The sequence below is a fragment of the Paenalicyclobacillus ferrooxydans genome (assembly GCF_001399675.1).
GTDB classification, from domain to species: Bacteria; Bacillota; Bacilli; order Alicyclobacillales; family Alicyclobacillaceae; genus Alicyclobacillus_B; species Alicyclobacillus_B ferrooxydans.
Genome location: NZ_LJCO01000096.1, coordinates 94,189 through 115,299, shown reverse-complemented (window position 1 = coordinate 115,299; position 21,111 = coordinate 94,189). Strand labels below are relative to the sequence as shown.

The following is a 21,111-nucleotide window of genomic DNA, read 5'->3' as shown; positions in this document are numbered from 1 at the left end:
TTGAAACAAGGTGCTGTAAACTTGCGACCTCATGACCGCGCTCGAGCATGGGTGATCCGTATCATCCTCTGGGTGATTCTTGTCGTCACACTTGCCCCTCTGTTATATGTCGTTTCCGCCTCTTTCAGCTCGACGGACGCTTTGTCTTCTGCATCCCTCATTCCACTTCACGCGACCTTAGCCAACTATGTCAATGTGTTCTCCTCAGGATTCTTACGCTGGGCTTGGAACAGCACTGAGGTCGCGCTCGTCGTTTCTGCAGCTCAGCTGCTGATTACCAGCACAGCAGCCTACGCGTACTCCCGTTTACATTTTCTTGGACGCAAATACGGGCTCATGGTGCTCCTGTTACTTCAGATGTTTCCAAACTCGATGGCCGTTGCTGCCATTTACGCCGTCCTGGCGCAGTGGGGTCTGCTTGATAGGCTGTGGATGTATATGCTGCTCCTGATTGGCGGCAGTGCTTTTAATATCTGGCTGATGAAAGGCTTCTATGACACGATTCCGATTGAATTGGATGAAGCAGCCCGTGTGGACGGAGCAGGTCACTTTCGGATTCTTATGAGCGTCATCCTTCCGCTCGCGCGGCCAATGTTAGCTGTCGTGTTTTTCCTGTCGATGATTGGTTACTACAGCGAATATATTCTCGCCGGAACAGTCCTTCAATCTCCGTCCAACTACACACTCGGGCTCGGGATGTATAACCTTATCAACACGCAATTTGCACAAAACTGGGGACTGTTCTCCGCGGCCTCTCTCTTGTCCGCAATTCCTTTGGCGGTCGCGTTTGGTTTTCTCAATCCGCTCATGGCTCGGGGACTTACCGCAGGTGCGACGAAGGGTTAATTCAGAGACATCTTAGATATAGCTTACAGAGAAATGGAGAGAGAGAAATGCATTTAAAATATCCAACCTTTCACCCGAACGTTTCAGGTTTTTTGCATGGCGGAGATTACAACCCTGATCAGTGGTTGGATAATCCGCAAATCCTTGCCGAAGATATTCGTCTGATGAAACTAGCCCATTGCAACGTCATGTCCGTTGGGATCTTTGCGTGGTCTGCGCTCGAACCACAAGAGGGCGTGTATACTTTTGAGTGGCTTGACAGCGTGTTGGACAGGCTCTTTGAAAACGGCATTCATGTATTCCTCGCTACACCGAGCGGGGCTCGTCCCGCATGGATGGCTGAGCAATACCCAGAGGTTTTGCGCGTCGGAGCAAACCGCGTCCGCAACTTATACGGCCTGCGTCACAATCACTGTATGTCTTCTCCGATTTACAGACAAAAGGTTCTTGATATGAACACTCAATTGGCGAAGCGGTACGCGCATCACCCCGCCGTAATTGGCTGGCATTTGTCGAATGAGTACGGTGGGGATTGTCATTGTGACTTGTGTCAAGACGGATTCAGAACATGGCTCAAAGAGAAGTATCACTCTCTTGATAACCTGAACCGTGCTTGGTGGTCGCCGTTCTGGAGTCACACCATCACTCGCTGGTCGCAGCTTGAATCACCTGCGCCACACGGTGAATCCATGGTGCACGGGCTGAACCTGGACTGGAAGCGGTTTGTCACGGACCTCACCTTGGATTTTATGCGCAGTGAAATCCAACCGTTGCGTGCCGCCAATCCGGATTTACCGGTAACGACGAATTTCATGGAAGCTTACGATGGACTGAACTACTGGAAGTTTGTGAACGATCTCGATGTTATCTCTTGGGACTCGTATCCGACCTGGCACGATAAGGTGGACGATACAGATCAGGCGGCTTGGGTATCGATGATTCACGATATCAAGCGTTCGATGAAAGGCGGCAAGCCGTTTGTCTTGATGGAGAGCACGCCATCGACGACCAACTGGCAGCCCGTCAGTAAGTTGAAGCGGCCGGGTATGCATGTGCTCAGCGCTATACAGGCTGTTGCCCACGGAGCAGACAGTGTCCAATATTTTCAGTGGCGTAAGAGTCGCGGGTCCAGTGAAAAATTCCACGGTGCGGTAGTCGATCACGTTGGTCATGAAGGCACCCGTGTTTTCCAGGATGTGACCCGAGTTGGAGAGGTTCTGCAGCAACTTTCCGAGGTTGTTGGAAAGACCGTCCGACCGGAAGCCGCCGTGATTTTCGATTGGGAGAATCGCTGGGCCATTTGTGACGCACAGGGGCCTCGAAATGCAGGCATGCATTACGAGGAAACGGTCCGTGAATTTTACCAGGGACTGTGGCAGAACGGGATACCGGTAGACGTCATCAACGAGGAAGCAGACTTCTCGTCGTATAAGCTGTTGATAGCCCCCATGCTGTACATGGTTCTTCCTGGTGTTGGCGAACGAATCTCGGAGTTTGTGAGAGCAGGAGGAACGTTTGTCGCCACTTACTGGTCTGGGATTGTAAATGATACAGACCTGACGTTTGTCGGCGGGTTCCCTGGACCGCTTCGGGAGATACTTGGTATCTGGTCGGAAGAAATCGATGCCCTGTATGACAATGACAGCAATTCTATCGAAATGGTCGAAGGGAATGTGCTCAATCTCTCAGGAACCTACGAAGCCTATGAATTATGTGACCTGATTCACACAGAGACCGCCGAGGTTCTCGCGCGATATGGGGAAGACTTCTATCAGGGCAGACCGGCGCTGACGGTGAACCGCTTTGGTGATGGTTTTGCATACTACGTTGCTTCAAGAAACAAGCCTCCTTTTCATCAAGAGTTTATTGCACAACTGATTCAGCTACATCGGTTGACGAAGGTTCTTGATACAGATTTGCCACGCGGCGTTACCGTGCAACTCCGTTCAGACGGGGAAACGGAGCATGTGTTCGTGATGAACTTCACCTCAGAATCCAAGCACGTTTCCCTTGGTGATGCCGTTCTTGTTGATGCTCTGGCGAAGCTGCAGGTGAAGGATGACTTGAACATAGAACCTTATGGTGTAAGAGTACTGACAAGGACAGCAACGGGTCACTTTGTAAACTAGGTTTCTCAGTGTGGCGGTGTGCAATGGAATGACTTTGACCATTCCGATGCCATCGTCACATTTATCATTGAACCTGGCTGCAAGATTTTCATTCTTTGAGAGGGAGTTGATGACATGATTCAAGGATTTTGGAGCGGGGCGGACGTGTCTTTCCTGGATGAAATTGAAAATAAGGGGGGCAAGTTCTTTGACGAGTCTCAGGAGGATGACTGCTTGGCCATTCTTCAACGTTACGGTATGAACGCGATTCGCTTGCGCATATGGAACAATCCAAAGGATGGCTACTGCAGTTTAGACAACACGCTTCGTATGGCTAAGCGATTGAAGAACCTCGGCTTTGTTCTTGGTATTGACTTTCATTATTCCGACTGGTGGGCTGACCCCGGCAAACAGTACAAACCAAAGGCGTGGGAGAACCTGCCGTTCGACGCCTTGGTTCAAAGTGTCTATGACTTTACATACGAGGTGTTGGACAGGCTTCGGCAGCAAGGAACACCTGCAAATTTTGTGCAAGTCGGCAACGAAGTGACCTATGGCATGCTCTGGGAGGATGGCAGGCTACCTGGTCCAAACGAAGATGATGATGCAGAGGCATGGAAGCGGTTCAGCCGCCTGATGTCCTCGGGTGTTCGAGCAGCCCGCGATTGTCAGGGTCAAGATGTCAACGTACTCTTGCACATTGACCGCGGCGGGGATAATGCGGGCGCGAGGTTCTTCCTCGATCACGTGCTTTCGGAAGGTGTTGAGTTCGACAGCATTGGATTATCTTACTATCCATGGTGGCACGGCAGCATGCAGGAATTCGAGAGTAATTTGCACGACCTGGCTTCGCGATACCAAAAGGACCTTGTCCTTGTTGAGACTGCCTATCCCTGGACTGAAGTCCATCCTGAAAACGCTCTGACTACCGTAGATGCCTCCGCCGCCCAGCAAAAGGTCTTTTTGGAAACGGTGATGGACATTGTACAACGCGTGCCGGGCGGTCTCGGAAAGGGTGTCTTCTACTGGGAACCGGATGCCATCCCAGTGGGGGAATCACCGGCCGGTTGGAGTAAGATGTCTCTCTTCGACAGTGAGGGGAGAGTGCTGCCGGGGGTGGAAGCTTTCAACACATCTGAGAGACATCAATAAGTAATCAGGGTTTTACATTTCTTCTTCATGGACATCCTACGAACCCAGTGTTCGATGGTTGTGGTCAACAGATTCACGAACGACCATACGGGTCGGGAGCTCAATGAACTTTCTGCTTGCATGCTGATTCTGAATTTGCTGTATCAGGAGTTCCATGAGTTTTACTCCGATGTCTTGCCTCGGGATGTGAATGGTCGTCAGTGCCGGAGTGATGAGGTTCGCGAGTTCGATGTCATCGCAACCGGTAACTGACACCTCTTGAGGAACTTGCAACCCCGCCTCTCGGAGCCCGCGTAATGCTCCTACAGCAACCGAATCGTTGGATGCCGCAATGGCAGAGAAAAAGACACCTTGTTCGACAATGTCGCGTATCAAGTCATGTCCATATGTGATGGTGTCTTTGTAATCTGGTATCAGTTGCACCAAATTGGGGTGGACAGGGAGACCTGCTGATTCCAATGCATCAACGTAGCCTTGGTAACGAGGATTTTCCTCCGGATCGTCAAATTCGTACCCTAAAAAGAGAATACGTTCATGTCCAAGGGAGATGAGGTACTCTACATTCTTTCGCATCGCTGTTCGAAGGTCCACAAACACATATGGGGAATCATACGATTTACCGCGGTCGCTGTATACGCAGGTCGGAAACTGGGACGCAACGTTGGATAGGACGACAACATCTTCAATGTCAAACGGTGCGAGGAAGATAATCCCGTCGTAAAATCCATTCATAATGACGTTGATATCTTGAATGCGATCTCGATTCAAGTGGTACCACGACAGGGTGTACCCGTATTCGAGGGCAGTTTCTTCCACGCCTGCAACGATGTCATTGTAAAACAGATTGCTTACCGACGGCCCAATACAGGCAACCTGTCTGTAATGTTGGGAACGCAAGCTTCTTGCGGCTCGATTTGGAACGTAATTCAATTCCTTGATGGCTGCTTCAATTTTTTGTCTTACTTCTGTAGACACGTACCCACTGTTGTTGAGTACTCTTGAAACAGTGGACACGGACACATTGGCCCGTCTCGCAACATCAGTTCGGGTTGCTGGCATGGTGATTCTCCTTCTGTAAAAAGCACGCCGACTTTGCCGCTTTGTTTTTTCTCTCTTCCAATCAATTATACAAGGAATGAAACAGATCGCGCACTAGAGCATCATGTGGACTGGATGTGCTCGAACTGTACGTTTTGTATACTCAACCGAGGCAGGGTACGACCGCTTTCACTCGACGTGATATCTGATATAGCCTTGGGCAAGCATACTTTGAAAGAGGGATACAGAAAATATGATCTTTTCTCCATCCATTGAGGCGATTTATTGTGATACGGGCATAGATTTTTACGAATCCGTTGCTCGTATAGCGCGATTGGGGTTTGAGACGTTTGAATTTTGGAGTTGGTGGGACAAAGATATTCATGCTATCCAAAGACTAACTGAGGAATTCGGTTTAACAGTGGGTTCCTTCTGTACCAAGATGATTCCGCTTGTAAACCCTAGCAGGAGAAAGGAATACATAACCGGATTAGAGGAGAGTATCGCTGCAGCGACCAGCTTAGGGTGCAAACACTTGATCACCCAGGTTGGCGATGAACAACTCGGACTTTCTCGATGGGAGCAGAAGCAGAGCATTGTACAAGGTTTAAAGGAGTGCGTACCGCTTTTACAAGAACGAGGGATTACACTGCTTGTTGAGCCGTTAAATACAAAGGTAGATCATCCGGGTTATTTTCTGGTGAGGTCTCAAGATGGATTTGAGATTATTGACGAGGTTGACAGCCCGAACGTGAAGCTTGTATTTGATATCTATCACCAGCAAGTATCGGAAGGCAATCTGATTCCAAGCATGACTGGTAACGTGGATAAAATCGGATATCTGCACGCTGCGGATCACCCGGGTCGACACCAACCTGGAACAGGTGAGATTAATCTGATGAATGTCTTACGAGCTGTGGATCAGGCTGGGTATACGGGATGGGTTGGTTTGGAGTATGTTCCTATCGGCGACCCGGACGAGAGTCTGGTCCGAATTCGATTTGATTTTGAAGAGTTCTCGCATGAAACTCACTGGTGATGCCGACATACTGGCACCTGTGTCAAACTTGGGGGATATACGAGATTCTACACTTTCACAATGGGTCATTGCCGGCACAGTATAATAGATTGCAGAAAGAGGCGATGACACATGCCGGAGGAACGTAAAACGTTCACCGAGTGGGAAGCGAGCTACGGGATCGCGCTGTTGCATGTAGAAAAGGAGGACCTTCTAACCACCGACGGACTCCCGTTGATGATGACAGGTACGGAATTCGAACAGCGGGTTGTCGGCTATCTTGAGCGGAGAAGAGAGCACGACACCGCGGGCGAATTTCGCCGGACTGACGAAGTGAGTGCGACAGCCGAAGCCATGTATTCGGATATAGGCCCTGCGACAAGTGAGAACCGGTCAAGTGATAGGCGCCGGAACGAGAACAATCGGATGAACAACCACCGGATCGAGAAGCATCGGATCCCGATGAGATACATGGCTTGGCTGCTCGTTTTGGCGACTTTTCCAACACTGATTACCCTGCTGGTGAGCGGTTTCGTTCGTTTATTTTCCCGATTTATCCGTATTCGCTGGCAAATTTCCGCTGCGGTCTTGTTTGCAGACTTGATTGTGCTGCTGATTCGCCCTGTCGGGGCGTTACTCGCTGGGCCAGGGTACACCTGGTACCAGGTGCTAAACTTTGCTTACACGTTTTCAACGCGCGGGTGGGTCATCGCACAACACGTGCTCCTAAACCGCTCACTGAATTTCATTGGAGGGAACCACCCGTTGTTTTGGTCAGTGAGCGCCGGAGGCTCTCCATTGCCGCTCTACTTTGTCCTTGGTGAAGCAGTAGTGAGCAGCTTATTTTGGGCGACCACTCTCGTGTTTACAAAAGCACTCTATTGGGACCTTCGCGAAGTTCGTCAGATGTCATCTCAAGCCGCAGAGGAGTGACGCAAAGACTGATGCGTCGACTCCGTCAGGTCACCACAACTGAGTAAGAAAATACGAAGAAGACGCACATGCGAAGGGGGTCTGTTCGTGAAAGTAGTCATTGCTCCAGATTCATTCAAAGGTTCGTTGCCCGCACACGAAGTGGCTGATGCCTTGGCAGCAGGGGTTCGAATGGCCCATCCGACAACCGAAATTGATCTCGTACCCATCGCCGATGGCGGGGAAGGGACCGTCGACTGCTTGGTCACGGCGGTTGGCGGAGAAAAAATCAGTGTTCAGGTCCATGATCCGATTGGCCGACCGATTAACGCGCACTATGGGATACTGCAAAACGGCACCGTCGTCGTTGAAGTGGCTGCCGCTGCGGGACTTGGATTACTCAAAGAGGAGGAACGAGATGTACTCCAAGCCAACACGATTGGAGTTGGCGAGGTCATTGCAAACGCCCTCGATAGCGGGGCGACTTCTATCCTCGTTGGTCTAGGTGGGAGTGCCACGAACGACGCGGGGATGGGAATGCTGCACGCGCTCGGCGTTCGGTTTTATGATGCCGCTGGCCATGAGCTCCCTCCAACGCCGGAATCCGGTCTGCGGCTCGCTCACGTTGATGTTCGAGGCATTCATCCGAAGCTCAAAGAGGCACGCATTCGAGTGGCTTGCGACGTGACGAATCCCCTCTGTGGTCCTTTTGGTGCCACGGCGGTTTATGGACCACAGAAAGGTGTCACTGAGGAATTGATCCCAGTCCTCGACAGTGCGTTAGAACAGTTCGCATCTGTCGTCGAGAAGGACCTGCAGATATCGATTGCGACGATTCCTGGGGCAGGGGCGGCCGGGGGCTTGGGAGCAGCTTTGGTCGGACTGCTTGATGCTGAACTCGTGCAGGGAATTGACCTTATCTTAAACGAGTGCTCATTTGACGCAGTGCTTGCAAATGCGGACTTTGTCTTGACGGGTGAAGGAAAAACAGATGGGCAAACGGTACAAGGAAAGGCTGTTCAAGGGGTAGCGATGAGGGCAAACCAACGAAATGTTCCCGTATTCTGTGTTTCCGGGGCAATTTCAGCTGACGCGTCACAATTGTATCAGTACGGCGTCAGCGCACTCTTTTCCATTACCCATGGCCCTGTATCCCTCGAGGAGTCGATGAGTTCTGCACGCGAGTACCTAGTCGATACCGCAGCAAACATCACACGAGTCTACTTGGCTGGACAACAAGGCTGTCTTTAAGTCGCGTGTTGGCTGGAGTCTCTCTACTTTGTGCGTGAACCGTTCATTTGTGATCGCTTGCGGGCTTTCAATTCACGGCGTAAGTGCATGCTGAAGGCAAGTGGTGTTCCAACGGCAACAACTGCTCCAACCAATAACACACTGCCCACCAGAGTGTTGATGAGCGAGTTATTCCCTGTGACAGATGCGTAAACCATGCGCGTACCAATGATTCCTGCGATGCTGAGCACCAGTGCCACCCAAATGGGTGGCACTTTCACGTTCGGTTGCTTCTTCAAGTGTTATTCCTCCGATGAAGTCGCTCATATTGATAATAATTCCGCCAGATGAGACGGTACACTTTCAGTGCGTGAGGGATTGCACGCAAGCCGGGGATAAAGGGCAGGAACACCAAAATCAAGGTAACGACCAAAATGGTCGATACGACCAACAAGTCTGCGGAGCTGGAATTGCTGTAAGGCGGAATTTGGTACAGCATTGTGTAGAACCAGAGCCAAACAGCTCCTGGATAATTTCCAGTTTCCTTGATGATTCCCCACTGCCCACCGCTCATGTTGAGCTGCTGAGCATATTGACCCGCAGGTTGATCCTGTAATAGTAACAGGGACTTTGTCCGGTTTACCGCAGGCATTGGGCTATGTGAGCCGTCGATAGTATCTTCCAGTATGCCACTACGTGCTAATCTCAGATAAGCGTTCAAAATTTGAGGAACAGGGCCATAATCCAGTTTTGTTTGGGGCAAAACCAGACTCCCGTTTACCAGTTTGGCCTTGTCGAGATATTTTTCCACATTGTTGACCCATGCTGTCTGTTGCTTGGAAGAGGCACTTGACCATGCGTTCAGCGTCGGAGTAATGCTAGGGTTTACAACTGCGTACCTTCTTAGAGGGGCAAGGACCTCGACCTCGTCTGACATGATTGGGATTTGCACACCAGCCCACGCCTCTGGAGAGATGGGGCCCAGAGTTTGTGCCTGTCCATTGGTGTTATACGGAGGACCGTAAGTGCTGATTGCGTCTTGCCCTGATAAGTCATCGAGTGCGGTTTGGATGAACAATTGGGGTGCTTGGGTTGCTACCTGTTTTGCTGTCAAAGCAGGGACATCAGGCGTTGAGAAGATGGCAGCACACAATAGAACCAGCACGCCGATAACGCCGAGGGCAATGAACATCTCTCGAATCAGGTCGTAGGGTGTTTGGGGATAGTCTGCGTTGGTTTTAGTGATTTTCGCTGGCACTTCGTTCACCTCCGTCAGCATCTTCGTACGGTTCCACTACACCATGTTTGCGAACTAGGAAGAGGTGCGCCGCAATAAGAACGATTAAAACCATCGGCAGAACAAAGATATGTAATCCGTACATCTGTCCGAAGTTCAGCAAATTAAAAAATCCACCTAGCCCTGTAGAATTAATGGCATCCTTTCCTTGAACGCCGATCCACTGAGAGTCAAAGTTGTTTTGGGACAGGTATCCTGTGAGCCCCGCAACAATGGAGACTAAAAAAAGCAGCCAGCCGCCAATCCAAGTAAAATGGCGACCACCTCGCCAAGATGCCATGAAGAACTGCGCCCATAGGTGTAAAATCATAAAAAAGAAGAATGATTGGACCGACCAGAAATGCAGGCTGTTGAAGAAATGCCCAACGGCTGAAACGTGCCACCAATCGGGTCCGAAAATGGACAGGATTGTCCCAGTGATAATGAGCCACGCGAAAGAGGTGACGGTCAGAATGCCAAACAGATAAACATACGAATTTACATATATCGGCATCGTATCCGGGAGCAGGTGCTACATCGGAATTGTTCGTTCAAGGTATCGGCGAAGTGAGCCGGTCATGTTGGAACTCATCTGTCATGACCTCCCGGAAACGGTAGCACAAGGGCGATGATGAACACGAACACCATTAAGAGGACCACAATAATATCGGCCAGGGATAAGTCGAGCCACGAGTATTGCCATGCCCATCCAGGTTGAATAGGGGGTTGCAGCTGAGTGTTCACAGATGATTGTCCCTCCCTGAAATACGTAGATTCAGACATGGTATTTGTTCCCGATATTCCTTGATGTATTCTCACAAGGTGATTCGCAAGAGGCAAGATAAACGTGGTTTCAAACGATATCACAAATGTCAAAGGAGGCGTTCGCGTGCAAGAGGCGCTGGACAAGTACAGTAAGCTGCAAGAAAGACTGAAGGAACTACAGTCAGTGGCCATCGCGTTTTCTGGAGGCGTAGACAGCTCTTTTCTTCTATTCGCTGCACTGAATGCGCTAGGGCGAGAGAATGTACTTGCGGTCACTGCAGACTCTGAAACCTACCCTGAACGGGAACGGGATGCCGCGATTGCCTTGGCACATGAGCTTGGAGCGAAGCACATCGTTCTTCACACGAGTGAGCTAAACATTCCCGGGTACGCAGAAAATCCTGTCAACCGCTGCTATTTCTGCAAGAACGAATTGTTTTCTCACTTGATTCCTGTTGCAGCTGAGCACGGTATTCAACACGTCGCCTTCGGTGCCATTGCGGACGATCTCGGTGACTACCGCCCTGGACTCCAAGCTGCAAAAGAACGCGGCGTTATTGCGCCGCTGCAAGAAGTCATGCTCTATAAACGGGAAATTCGTTATCTTTCAAAAGACATGGGCCTGTCCACCTGGGACAAACCGTCCTTGGCGTGCTTGTCTTCACGCATTCCATACGGAGAATTCATATCTCAAGCAAAACTTTCCATGATTGACCAGGCTGAGTTTTTCCTCTCCCAGTTAGGGTTCCGCCAACTTCGTGTGAGACACCATCACGATATTGCCCGGATTGAGGTCCCGCGAGAGGACATTGTCGAGGTCGCGAAAGTCGCGGACATGATTGCAACGAAGTTCGCAGAAATCGGATATCGTTATGTGACTCTGGACTTAGCGGGGTATCGCACCGGGAGCCTGAATGAAGCGCTGAATAAAGAAGGAGTACGTCAATCTGGCTGACTGCTCTCCGGTGAGTGAGAGTATAGCGTTGAGGGGAGTTGCTGGTTTGAAGGATTACCGTAAAATCTTGGAGGCCGTCCGTGACCAACACTTGAGTGTTGAGGACGGACTAAAGCATCTAGGCCAACTTGAGACAGAAGATTTGGGATTTGCGCAAATCGATCACCACCGCGCACTGCGCAAGGGTTTTCCTGAGGTTGTGTACTGTGAAGGCAAAACGCCCGAGCAGTCTGCGGATATTCTGGTTCGGTTGAGCGAATCCGGCGAGGGGCCGGTTTTGGGAACGCGTGCAGACGAAAGGGTATTCGACCTGGTGAAAGGTCGCGTGCCTGGTATGGAATATGACCGTTTGTCGAGAACCATTGCGCTTCGGCGAGGACTCGCTGTTCCGATAGGAGAGGTGGCCGTGATCTGTGCGGGCACGTCAGATCTCCCTGTGGGTGAAGAAGCAGCCATCACGGCAGAGTTGATGGGTGCTGCAGTCACTCGTATCACAGATGTGGGCGTTGCGGGTATCCATCGGTTGTTCGCTCATCTTGAGGAACTTTACAGGGCTCGCGTGCTGGTTGTCGTTGCGGGGATGGAGGGGGCTTTGGTAAGTGTCGTTGCCGGCTTAGTCAATCAACCTGTAATCGCAGTTCCAACTAGTGTGGGGTACGGCACCCATTTTAACGGGATCACTCCCTTATTATCTATGCTCAATTCGTGTTCGTCAGGTGTCGGCGTCGTCAACATTGATAATGGGTTCGGAGCAGGCTATTTGGCTGGGATGATTAATCGAATGGGGATGTCGGAATGAACGCCGCATATTTTGAGTGCCAAGCCGGTGCCAGTGGGGATATGTTTCTTGGAGCTTGGTTGGACCTTGGCATTGATGAAGGTGAGTGGAGAAAATTACTGCAGGGCTTAGGTGTATCAGGATACGAGTTGTCACGAAGGTCGGTATTGAAGAATGGAATTCGCTCGACCAAGCTTGACGTCATTCTCGCCCATCACGACCATTACGACCATCACGACCATCACGACCATCACGACCATCACGACCATCACGACCATCACGACCATCACGACCATCATGACCATCATGACCATCATGACCATCATGACCATCATGACCATCATGACCATCATGACCATCATGACCATCATGACCATCATGACCATCATGACCATCATGACCATCATGACCATCATCATCGCAATTTGCTTGATATTCTTAATATTCTCGATAACAGTCAGTTGCCAGAGCCAGTCATCACAAAGAGCAAAGCGGCGTTTCGAGTTCTTGCTGAAGCAGAAGGCAAGATCCATGGGATGCCCTTGGACCAGGTTCATTTTCACGAGGTTGGGGCCGTTGATGCCATCGTCGACATTGTAGGATGCATGATTGGTTGGTATCTTGCTGGCATGCCGGAGTGCTATGTGTCGAACATCGAAGTGGGCGGTGGCACCGTCTGGTGTCAGCACGGTTTAATGCCGGTGCCTGCACCTGCAACTTCTGAGTTGTTAAAGGGGTTTCGCACGTATTCAACCGGGGATTTCGGCGAGACCGTTACGCCAACAGGCGCAGCCATCATACGCACCCTGTGTACACCTGCAAAAATACCCCACTTTGTGTCACAGAAAATAGGGTACGGAGCGGGAACAAAGGACTTTAAAGTAGCTAACGTACTTCGGATTCAACTTGGCAGCGTCGAAGACACGGATGGTTCAGGAAACAGCGACTCCATCGTGCCCAACTACTACGAGCCCATTGTCGTCCTTCAGGCGAATGTCGATGACATGACACCTGAGTGGGCTGGTTACACGGCGGAAAAGTTGCTGGAGAACGGAGCACTGGATGCATGGTGGACTCCAATTGTGATGAAAAAGGGTCGCCCGGCTTTGCAGTTTCAGGCAGTGTGTCACCCGGTAGACAAGCAGCGTTTCATTGATTTAATCGAGCGCGAGACAACAACACTCGGTGTTCGGGTGTATGAGTGCCAGCGAGCAGTGTTGGACAGGCGTATTGTGGATGTAGATACACCATATGGATCAGTTCGCGTAAAGGTTGCGTCTAAAGGAACGGAAATACGAAACGTTGCTCCGGAGTTTGAGGATTGTAAGCGTTGCGCCAAGGAATATGACATTCCTTTAAAACAGGTATATCAGGCAGCTCTGGCTCGTTACTACGCGCTGCATGCGATGTAAAAGAGCGCAGCCATCACCACTGTTGTGCGCTGTTATTGATGAGTGGAAGGATGCAATCAGCAAAGACCAATCGAAAAAGGACTCCACGGTGCGGTGGAGCCCAGGGGAACGAAATACGTTCCATCATTTTGCCGGGGTACGCTGGTCTCTACAGTCATTGACAACTTCGACCAGGTGCCTAGCGTAGTTTTCAATCTCCTTAAATTCGCCGCGGGTGATGTGATTGGGGTTGACCAAGTTCCCCCCAACCCCAATCGCAATCGCTCCAGCGTTCAGAAAATCTGTTGCATTGCCCACTGAAATCCCGCCGACCGCAATCATTGGAATGTGTCGTAATGGTCCCTGCAACTCCTGAAGATAGCCTGGCCCCATCGATTTGCTCGGGAAGACTTTTACCGCTGCTGCTCCTGCTTGATACGCTGTTACGATCTCTGTAGGTGTCAGAGCACCACTGAAGATGGGGATGCCGTGTTCTACTGAATAAGTAATCACACTGACATCTACGTGTGGAGTGACAAAAAACTGTGCACCTGAAGCTAACGCTGACTCAGCGTCCGATACCGTCAGGACAGTCCCTGCGCCAATCCACATCCTGTCCTGGTATGTCCTGCGAAGTTGCTCAATCATTCCACATGCGCCCGGCGTGTTCATCGTCACTTCAAGGACTCGGATACCACCTTCGTATAAAGCTGAACAGAGATTCAACTCGGATCCGGACGGAATGCCGCGCGCAATAGCAATAACCCCCGTGTCGAGAAGGAACCTGGCATCGGGAATTCCCTTCAGTCTTTGCACAACACAAGTCTCCTTTCAAGGGCATCATCTACCAGCAACTGCTAGTGGCCGGTTACCACTCGGCAATCGTGCCATCACTGTTACGCCACACTGGGTTTTTCCAATTGTGTCCTGTTCTTGCGGCTTCACGTACGTAGTTTTCGTCGATCTCGATGCCGAGTCCAGGTCCGGTCGGGTTCGCAATAAATCCTTCGTAGTAATGAAAGACGGTTTTATCCTGCAAGTAGTCGAGCAGGTCGTTGGTTTGATTGTAGTGAATCCCAAGGCTCTGCTCCTGAATGAATACATTCGGGGTGCACACGTCTATCTGGACGCAGGCTGCTAACGCAATAGGGCCGAGAGGACAATGCGGCGCCACGGCAACATCATACGCTTCTGCCATGGCGGCTATCTTTTTGACCTCCGAGATCCCTCCTGCATGGGATAGATCGGGTTGGATGATGTCAACAATACCCTCTTCGAAGAGTCGCTTAAAGTCCCAACGGGAATACATGCGTTCTCCGGTCGCGATGGGAGTGGATGTATATTTTGCCACCTCCCGCAATGCTTCGTTGTTCTCTGGGAGCACAGGTTCTTCAATAAACATTAAATGAAACTGGTCGAGTTCCTTTGCAATCACCTTAGCCATGGATTTGTGGATTCGTCCATGGAAGTCAACTGCGATGCCAAAATCCTTGCTTGTGGCCTCACGCACGGCAGCCACTCGGTTCACAATGGCTTCAACTTTCGAGTATGAATCGATAAAGTGCATTTCCTCTGAAGCATTCATTTTGACTGCTGTAAATCCCAGGTCCATTTTTTCTTTCGCCGATTGTCCAACATCAGACGGGCGGTCTCCGCCAATCCACGAGTAGACCCGGAGTTTGTCCCGCACTGCACCGCCAAGAAACTCATGCACCGGTAACCCGTATTTTTTCCCTTTAATATCCCACAGTGCCTGATCGATACCTGCAATCGCACTCATGAGTACAGGCCCGCCGCGATAGAACCCGGCTCGGTACAATGTTTGCCAGACGTCTTCAATCAATGTGGGGTCTTTACCAATTAAGTAATCTTCCATTTCATGCACAGACGCAGCGACTGCTGCGGCGTGGCCTTCTAAAACAGGTTCGCCCCAACCAGCGATGCCTTCATCTGTACTGATTTTCAGAAACACCCAACGCGGGGGTACCACAAACAACTCCAAATCGGTAATCTTCACGTCATTCATCTCCTGTCAAAGCCGCGTTTGGTTGTGCTTTTTTGCTCAAGTACACTTTGGGTAGTCAAAACCTATGCTGGCTACGATAGTGTGATTAAGTATTCTGCTAAAGTTACGTCCGACCCTCCTCGAAACAAATATACAGCTGAAAATACCGAATATTGCTCTAAAATAAAGTGAAGCAGTATCTAGCCACCTCGTCCCGGCTTGGCACAAAACTTGCGATGTGATCTATCGAGGAAACGAAAACTTCTGACACATTGTTGTTTCCAGACTTTCGAGGTGAGGTGTATGAAGGCTTAATGAGATGCTGATGAAGGAGTTGAAACCATGAGTTTGCTCGAAGATGTGCTGGAATTTGAGGATGAGCGTTTTTTTCAAGTGTATACAAAAGGTGTTGGACCGACTGGCCGCTTGCCATTGACGGAAGAGATGTTACGCACCTGGGCGAGCGGGGACCTGTTCGGCTGGACTCAAAATGCAGGCATGGGGTGGGATGTCAACCGACTTGCCAGTCGTCAAATCCTTCTTTTGAGTACTCAAGGCGGCATTCGGGAACCGGATGGAACACCGATTGCCCTCGGCTATCATACGGGTCACTGGGAACTTGGATTACTCACACAAGCGGCAGCGAAAACGCTCAGAGCCGAAGGGGCCATCCCTTTTGCAGCCTATGTGAGCGACCCGTGCGATGGGAGGTCACAAGGAACGAGTGCCATGTTTGACTCTCTTCCATATCGTAATGATGCTGCCTTGGTAATGCGTAGGTTGATTCGGTCCTTGCCGACTCGGGAGGCGGTGATGGGCTTTGCGACTTGCGATAAGGGGTTACCCGCCACCATGATAGCCCTGGCAAGCTTCCCAAACGTTCCGGTCATTCTGGTCCCAGGCGGGGTTACGTTGCCTCCGGAACACGGAGAAGACGCGGGCACAGTTCAGACGATTGGTGCCCGTTTCACTCACGGTGAGATGACATTAGAGGATGCCGCTGAGATGGGGTGTCGGGCCTGTGCAACCCCTGGTGGTGGATGCCAGTTTCTCGGAACGGCTGCGACGTCGCAGGTTGTCGCCGAGGCGATGGGGCTTGCTCTGCCGCATTCGGCATTGGCTCCTTCAGGGCAGCCAATTTGGGAGGAGATTGCTCGTCAATCTGCAGAGGCCATTTTGCACCAAATGAACACACGTATCACATCACAGGACATTTTAACCGATGCAGCAATTCACAATGCGATGGTTGTTCACGCTGCATTTGGGGGTTCAACCAATCTCTTGCTGCACATCCCTGCAATCGCTCACGCTGCCAAACGGAGTGTTCCATCCGTGAAAGACTGGACTCACGTCAACCACGATGTGCCGCGACTGGTGAGTGTGCTGCCAAACGGTCCGGAGTACCATCCGACGGTGCGTGTGTTTCTGGCAGGCGGTGTGCCAGAAGTCATGCTTCAACTTAGAAAAGATAACCTGCTCGATGAACGAGTGCTCACTGCAACTGGTGAGCCGCTGCATGTCGTACTTGATTGGTGGGAGAATTCCGAGCGGAGGTGGCAGCTGCGTAAGCGCTTAGTTGAGCAAGACGGTATTTCTCCGGACCGGATCATTATGGATCGGATGACGGCAAAGCAACGAGGGATGACCTCAACAGTCACCTTCCCAACTGGGAACTTAGCTCCGGAAGGGGCAGTCATTAAATCCACTGCTATCGATCCCAGTGTGGTTGATGACGATGGGGTCTATCGACACACAGGGCCTGTGAAAGCTTATACGTCCGAAAGAGCCGCGATTGAGGCAATCAAGACGGGCACTATTGTGGCCGGTGACGTTCTGGTTCTCATGGGCAGGGGACCATCAGGGACCGGTATGGAAGAGACGTATCAACTTACATCCGCACTCAAACACCTTAGCTTCGGAAAACAGGTCTGTCTGATCACAGACGCACGATTTTCAGGCGTGTCGACAGGAGCCTGTATCGGCCATGTGGGGCCGGAAGCATTGGCAGGAGGCCCGCTTGGCAAACTGCGGGACGGGGATATCGTGAGTGTTGTCATTGACACGCAAAATCTTGTCGGGACAGTAGACTTTGTCGGTGAAGGAGAATGCAGATTCCACGCTGATGAGGGCACTGCCATTCTTGCTGCGCGTCCGGCGCACCCTGGTTTAAAGGCAGACCCCGACTTACCTGATGATACACGTCTGTGGGCTGCGTTGCAGGGTATCAGCGGGGGGACGTGGCGCGGTAGTGTATATGACGTAGACCAAATCATAGAGGTTTTAGAAGCAGGGAAAAAGGCATTGGGTTTGTGAGTACAGAAATAGTTCTGTTAGGAAGAGTGTGTTACGCTGGTTCCAATAAATTGCTAAGAAGGTGTATCGATGCAGACTCGTAAGTTAGGAAAAAGCGGCATTGAAGTAAGTGCATTATGCCTTGGAACGATGACGTTTGGTAACCAAGCTGACAAAAAAGAGTCCCATGACATCCTTTCAAAAGCGTTTGACGCAGGTGTATATTTCATCGACACGGCTGATGCATATCCTTTAGGCGGGACATGGGAACAACTTGGACGGACCGAGGAAATCATCGGCGAGTGGCTGCAGGGGAAGCGCGATAAAGTCGTCTTAGCGACGAAGTGCTTTGGCCAAATGAGCGATCATCCAAATGACAAGGGACTTGGCAAAAAACATATCTTTGATGCAATCGATGCAAGTCTTCGTCGGTTGGGCACGGATTACATCGATCTCTACCAAGCTCATCAATTTGATTGGGACGTGCCCATGGAGGAAACACTCCGGGCTTTTGAGGATCTCGTTCGCCAAGGAAAGGTTCGTTACGTCGGAGTCTCGAACTGGCGGGCGTGGCAGGTTGCGAAGGCGCTCGGTATCAGCCGCTATTTTCACTATGATCCGATTCAGAGCGTTCAGCCGCGGTACAACTTGTTGTTCCGTATGATTGAGGAAGAACTCGTACCGCTCTGCCAGAGTGAGGGGGTTGGGATTATCTCGTATAACCCGCTCGCCGGAGGTATGCTCACGGGTCGATATCAACCAGGACAACAGGTTGAAGATGATACAAGGTTCTCACTTGGCGGCATCGGTGCCGGTGCGGGTAAACTGTATCAGGAGCGTTACTGGAACCAAGCGGTGTTTGAGGCTGTTGAGCACTACCGCAAGTGGTGTGCCGAACAAGGACGGAATATGGTGACGACGGCTGTTCAGTGGGTCATCAGCCAACCGGGGATTACCGCAGCCATCATTGGCGCTAGTCGGGCGTCCCAACTCGACGATTCTCTCCAGGCCGTACATGCACAACCACTCTCGGAGGAAGAACTGAAAGCGCTCGATGAACTATGGTTCCATTTGCCTAAACGCAAAGAATTTCGCTGAGAGAACGTAAACTATCGCCCAAATTTCCATGTGATTGTTTCTTTTAGACTGAGGTGTCTGTTCACGCGCAGGTGACAAGGCCGCGAAATGAGGCTGCATATTGGTTGACAGGAAAAGTACGTTTCAAAATGAGACGTACTTTTCATTTTGAAACATGAAGGCTATACGGGTTGATCGCGGCAAAGCCACAAGTTCTCCGACTCCGTCCATTCAACAAATCATCTCTCCTGGCACGAATTTTGCTGCATGATTCAGTGGTGAAGCAGGTTCTTCCGGGAGGTGCAGTTTTATGAAGATTCTATGCGTCGGTGACGCCATGATTCGTGGAGAAGCATTTGCAGAAGCGGCTCAAAAGCTGGGGGCAGCTGAAATCGTCGCCGGAGATTGGGAGACGGACTGGGACAGTCTCCAGCATCGGCGTCTTGTCGTGGAACAACAGGGGCCAGGCGTGGAGTCGGTTCCGCCCATCTTCTTGGAACATCAAGACACCGAGATGGCGCTTGGATTGTTCTGTCCGTTTGCAACCGAATTAATGGACGCCCTTCCGAGTCTCAAAGTGATTGGGGTCGCCCGCGCAGGTGTAGAAAACGTTGACATCGAGGGGGCAACTGAGCGCGGAATTCTGGTTTTTCACGTGACCGGCCGCAATGCAGAGGCCGTTTCTGATTACGCAGTCGGACTCATGCTCAGTGAAGCACGTAACATTGCAAGGGCGCACGCGGCCATCGCACAAGGGTCGTGGCGCAAACAGTTTTCGAATTCGGACTATGTTCCCGAGTTGAAAGGAAAAACCATTGGGATTGTGGGCTTCGGTCACATTGGGCGGCTGGTCGCGCGAAAGTTTAGCGGCTTTGACGTCCGTGTACTGGTCTACGACCCATGGGTCACCGGAGAGGTGCCGGATGGCGTGGCAGTCGTGGATAAAGAGACGCTGTTTCAGGAGTCCGATTTTGTCACCCTGCATGCTCGTCTGACCAACGAGAGCCGGCATCTGGTGAGTCAACACGAACTCGATTTGATGAAGTCGACATCTTATCTGGTCAATACAGCCCGTTCTGGGCTGATCGATACGGATGCATTGGTCACGGCCTTGCAGAGTGGCAGGATTGCAGGCGCTGCCCTCGATGTGTTCGACGTCGAGCCCATCCCGCAAGACCACCCATTGCTCCAACTGGATAACGTAACGTTAACCACCCATATTGCCGGGACAACGAGGGAGGCGTTAACGAGATCGCCTGAGCTGCTCGTTCAGGAGATTGATAACTTTTTCTCGGGCTCTACGCGAGTCACCTTAAAAAATCCAGAGGTCTTGGAGCGCCCCGGTGTCAGGGACAAGGCAGCCGAAATGATCGATGCGCTCGGTCGCCAGGCACCTGCACGATGAAGCAGCAAACCGCTTTTTCGCAGATGTTGCAAGAGGCAAGGCTCGGTTCGTACGCGGTGGCGGCTTTTAGCGCCTACAGTCTGGAGAGTTTTCAGGCTGCGCTCACAGCCGCTGACAACGCGGGGGTGCCTGTGTTGATTGCACTTGGCGAGCGTTACTTCTCAAACCTTCGCCCGCGTGTTGCCGTCGGGATGTTGCAAGGCTTGCTTGCGGCGAGTGGAACTGAAGATGCCTATCCTTTGCGTGTCGGATTGCACCTCGATCATGCCCTTCAGTTTGAGTCCTGCCGGGAAGCGATTGAAGCAGGTTTTAGCAGTGTCATGATGGATGCCTCTGGTGAGGCGTTTGAAGAGAACGTCTTGCGTACGCGTCAGGTCGTAGAGCTTGCGCATGCGCGAGGGGTTGGCGTCGAAGCCGAACTCGGCGGCCTGGCTGCAGGTGCCGCGAGCCATGAATTCGAGCAGGGAGATGAGGTACTCACCGACCCAAAGCAGGCTGAAGTGTTTGTCCGGGAGACGGGCGTCGACGCCCTCGCCGTATCGATTGGAACCGTTCACGGGATGTACAAGGGTGTACCCAATCTGGACCTGGCAAGACTTGAGGAAATTGCAAGACGCGTCGACGTGCCGCTCGTACTTCACGGTGGATCCGGTACGCCGCCCGAACTTCTTGCGAAGGCCATACGCCTTGGGATTGCCAAGGTGAACGTGAATACGGAAGCCTCCCTGGCCGGTGTCGATGCCATTCAATCGCGACTGTCACAGGCAAAGGCCCCCCATATGTCAGAACTCGGCATACTCTCGCGCAGTGCCATGGAAGCCGTGATGCAAAAGTACATCCGTCTGTTCCAGCCGGGGCGATGA

The 21,111-nt window shown here is 51.4% G+C and carries 19 protein-coding genes; 13 read left to right on the top strand and 6 right to left on the bottom strand.

Annotated features, from left to right (window positions below):
* The 3 genes from AN477_RS21240 (at position 1) to AN477_RS21230 (ending at position 4,106) form a co-directional block, all read left to right on the top strand.
* A complete protein-coding gene (locus tag AN477_RS21240; protein ID WP_083486541.1) occupies positions 1 to 846 on the top strand; it encodes a sugar ABC transporter permease in 846 nt (281 codons plus the stop codon).
* 47 nt (positions 847 to 893) lie between these two features.
* Positions 894 to 2,975, top strand: coding sequence for a beta-galactosidase (locus AN477_RS21235; RefSeq protein ID WP_054971184.1), 2,082 nt, complete (start codon positions 894 to 896; stop codon positions 2,973 to 2,975).
* A gap of 114 nt (positions 2,976 to 3,089) precedes the next feature.
* The gene (locus AN477_RS21230) at positions 3,090 to 4,106 is read left to right on the top strand and encodes a glycoside hydrolase family 53 protein (protein ID WP_054971183.1); all 1,017 of its coding nucleotides are present in this window, start codon (positions 3,090 to 3,092) and stop codon (positions 4,104 to 4,106) included.
* Between the two features lie 36 nt (positions 4,107 to 4,142).
* Here the strand turns inward: AN477_RS21230 and AN477_RS21225 are convergent, their stop codons facing one another.
* A complete protein-coding gene (locus AN477_RS21225) occupies positions 4,143 to 5,165 on the bottom strand; it encodes a LacI family DNA-binding transcriptional regulator (RefSeq protein WP_054971182.1) in 1,023 nt (340 codons plus the stop codon).
* Positions 5,166 to 5,397: 232 nt separating this feature from the next.
* Here AN477_RS21225 and AN477_RS21220 point away from each other — a divergent pair, with 232 nt between their 5' ends.
* The 3 genes from AN477_RS21220 (at position 5,398) to AN477_RS21210 (ending at position 8,325) form a co-directional block, all read left to right on the top strand.
* Positions 5,398 to 6,183 (top strand): hydroxypyruvate isomerase family protein, encoded by a 786-nt coding sequence (locus AN477_RS21220; RefSeq protein ID WP_054971181.1) that lies wholly within the window; start codon positions 5,398 to 5,400, stop codon positions 6,181 to 6,183.
* 111 nt (positions 6,184 to 6,294) lie between these two features.
* Entirely contained in the window at positions 6,295 to 7,095 is an 801-nt protein-coding gene (locus AN477_RS21215) for a hypothetical protein (RefSeq protein WP_054971180.1), read from the top strand.
* A gap of 87 nt (positions 7,096 to 7,182) precedes the next feature.
* Positions 7,183 to 8,325: a glycerate kinase gene (locus AN477_RS21210; protein WP_054971179.1), complete on the top strand. Its 1,143-nt coding sequence runs from the start codon at positions 7,183 to 7,185 to the stop codon at positions 8,323 to 8,325.
* A 23-nt stretch (positions 8,326 to 8,348) separates the two neighbouring features.
* On the opposite strand, the gene AN477_RS21205 is transcribed toward AN477_RS21210, so the two are convergent.
* From AN477_RS21205 to AN477_RS21195, 3 genes are read right to left on the bottom strand one after another with little or no spacing between them, the layout of a single operon-like run.
* Positions 8,349 to 8,603 carry a hypothetical protein gene (locus AN477_RS21205; protein ID WP_054971178.1) on the bottom strand — a complete coding sequence of 85 codons (255 nt, stop codon included), beginning with the start codon at positions 8,601 to 8,603 and terminating at the stop codon, positions 8,349 to 8,351.
* Complete coding sequence (locus AN477_RS21200) at positions 8,600 to 9,562, bottom strand: hypothetical protein (RefSeq protein WP_054971177.1); 963 nt, start codon at positions 9,560 to 9,562, stop codon at positions 8,600 to 8,602. The genes AN477_RS21205 and AN477_RS21200 overlap by 4 nt, the downstream gene beginning before the upstream one ends.
* Complete coding sequence (locus AN477_RS21195) at positions 9,543 to 10,094, bottom strand: cytochrome b N-terminal domain-containing protein (RefSeq protein ID WP_083486540.1); 552 nt, start codon at positions 10,092 to 10,094, stop codon at positions 9,543 to 9,545. Before AN477_RS21195 ends, AN477_RS21200 begins: the two co-directional genes overlap by 20 nt.
* A 375-nt stretch (positions 10,095 to 10,469) precedes the next feature.
* Here AN477_RS21195 and larE point away from each other — a divergent pair, with 375 nt between their 5' ends.
* Genes larE through larC form a run of 3 tightly spaced genes read left to right on the top strand, consistent with a single transcriptional unit; the run spans position 10,470 to position 13,490 of the window.
* Positions 10,470 to 11,300 (top strand): ATP-dependent sacrificial sulfur transferase LarE, encoded by an 831-nt coding sequence (gene larE / locus AN477_RS21190; protein ID WP_054971285.1) that lies wholly within the window; start codon positions 10,470 to 10,472, stop codon positions 11,298 to 11,300.
* A gap of 46 nt (positions 11,301 to 11,346) precedes the next feature.
* On the top strand, positions 11,347 to 12,099 hold the full coding sequence (larB, locus tag AN477_RS21185; protein ID WP_054971176.1) for a nickel pincer cofactor biosynthesis protein LarB: 753 nt from the start codon (positions 11,347 to 11,349) through the stop codon (positions 12,097 to 12,099).
* Complete coding sequence (gene larC / locus AN477_RS24025) at positions 12,096 to 13,490, top strand: nickel pincer cofactor biosynthesis protein LarC (protein WP_083486539.1); 1,395 nt, start codon at positions 12,096 to 12,098, stop codon at positions 13,488 to 13,490. Before larB ends, larC begins: the two co-directional genes overlap by 4 nt.
* A gap of 123 nt (positions 13,491 to 13,613) precedes the next feature.
* Here larC and AN477_RS21170 read toward each other — a convergent pair whose 3' ends face one another.
* Positions 13,614 to 14,285 carry a bifunctional 4-hydroxy-2-oxoglutarate aldolase/2-dehydro-3-deoxy-phosphogluconate aldolase gene (locus AN477_RS21170; RefSeq protein ID WP_054971173.1) on the bottom strand — a complete coding sequence of 224 codons (672 nt, stop codon included), beginning with the start codon at positions 14,283 to 14,285 and terminating at the stop codon, positions 13,614 to 13,616.
* Positions 14,286 to 14,337: 52 nt separating this feature from the next.
* Positions 14,338 to 15,486: a galactonate dehydratase gene (dgoD, locus tag AN477_RS21165; RefSeq protein WP_054971172.1), complete on the bottom strand. Its 1,149-nt coding sequence runs from the start codon at positions 15,484 to 15,486 to the stop codon at positions 14,338 to 14,340.
* A 330-nt stretch (positions 15,487 to 15,816) separates the two neighbouring features.
* Here dgoD and AN477_RS21160 point away from each other — a divergent pair, with 330 nt between their 5' ends.
* The 4 genes from AN477_RS21160 to AN477_RS21145 all read left to right on the top strand — a co-directional run bounded on the left by AN477_RS21160 (position 15,817) and on the right by AN477_RS21145 (position 21,111).
* Complete coding sequence (locus tag AN477_RS21160; RefSeq protein WP_054971171.1) at positions 15,817 to 17,787, top strand: YjhG/YagF family D-xylonate dehydratase; 1,971 nt, start codon at positions 15,817 to 15,819, stop codon at positions 17,785 to 17,787.
* Positions 17,788 to 17,856: 69 nt separating this feature from the next.
* Positions 17,857 to 18,864 (top strand): aldo/keto reductase, encoded by a 1,008-nt coding sequence (locus AN477_RS21155; protein WP_054971170.1) that lies wholly within the window; start codon positions 17,857 to 17,859, stop codon positions 18,862 to 18,864.
* 289 nt (positions 18,865 to 19,153) lie between these two features.
* Positions 19,154 to 20,248, top strand: a complete 1,095-nt coding sequence (locus tag AN477_RS21150; protein ID WP_054971169.1) for a 2-hydroxyacid dehydrogenase — start codon at positions 19,154 to 19,156, stop codon at positions 20,246 to 20,248.
* Positions 20,245 to 21,111 (top strand): class II fructose-bisphosphate aldolase, encoded by an 867-nt coding sequence (locus AN477_RS21145; protein WP_054971168.1) that lies wholly within the window; start codon positions 20,245 to 20,247, stop codon positions 21,109 to 21,111. Before AN477_RS21150 ends, AN477_RS21145 begins: the two co-directional genes overlap by 4 nt.

Coding starts and splice junctions, on each gene's coding strand:
- AN477_RS21230 (WP_054971183.1), top strand. CDS start 3,090: ATGATTCAAGGATTTTGGAGCGGGGCGGACGTGTCTTTCCTGGATGAA.
- AN477_RS21235 (WP_054971184.1), top strand. CDS start 894: ATGCATTTAAAATATCCAACCTTTCACCCGAACGTTTCAGGTTTTTTG.
- AN477_RS21145 (WP_054971168.1), top strand. CDS start 20,245: ATGAAGCAGCAAACCGCTTTTTCGCAGATGTTGCAAGAGGCAAGGCTC.
- AN477_RS21155 (WP_054971170.1), top strand. CDS start 17,857: ATGCAGACTCGTAAGTTAGGAAAAAGCGGCATTGAAGTAAGTGCATTA.
- AN477_RS21160 (WP_054971171.1), top strand. CDS start 15,817: ATGAGTTTGCTCGAAGATGTGCTGGAATTTGAGGATGAGCGTTTTTTT.
- AN477_RS21220 (WP_054971181.1), top strand. CDS start 5,398: ATGATCTTTTCTCCATCCATTGAGGCGATTTATTGTGATACGGGCATA.
- AN477_RS21150 (WP_054971169.1), top strand. CDS start 19,154: ATGAAGATTCTATGCGTCGGTGACGCCATGATTCGTGGAGAAGCATTT.
- AN477_RS21195 (WP_083486540.1), bottom strand. CDS start 10,094: ATGCCGATATATGTAAATTCGTATGTTTATCTGTTTGGCATTCTGACC.
- larC (WP_083486539.1), top strand. CDS start 12,096: ATGAACGCCGCATATTTTGAGTGCCAAGCCGGTGCCAGTGGGGATATG.
- AN477_RS21215 (WP_054971180.1), top strand. CDS start 6,295: ATGCCGGAGGAACGTAAAACGTTCACCGAGTGGGAAGCGAGCTACGGG.
- AN477_RS21225 (WP_054971182.1), bottom strand. CDS start 5,165: ATGCCAGCAACCCGAACTGATGTTGCGAGACGGGCCAATGTGTCCGTG.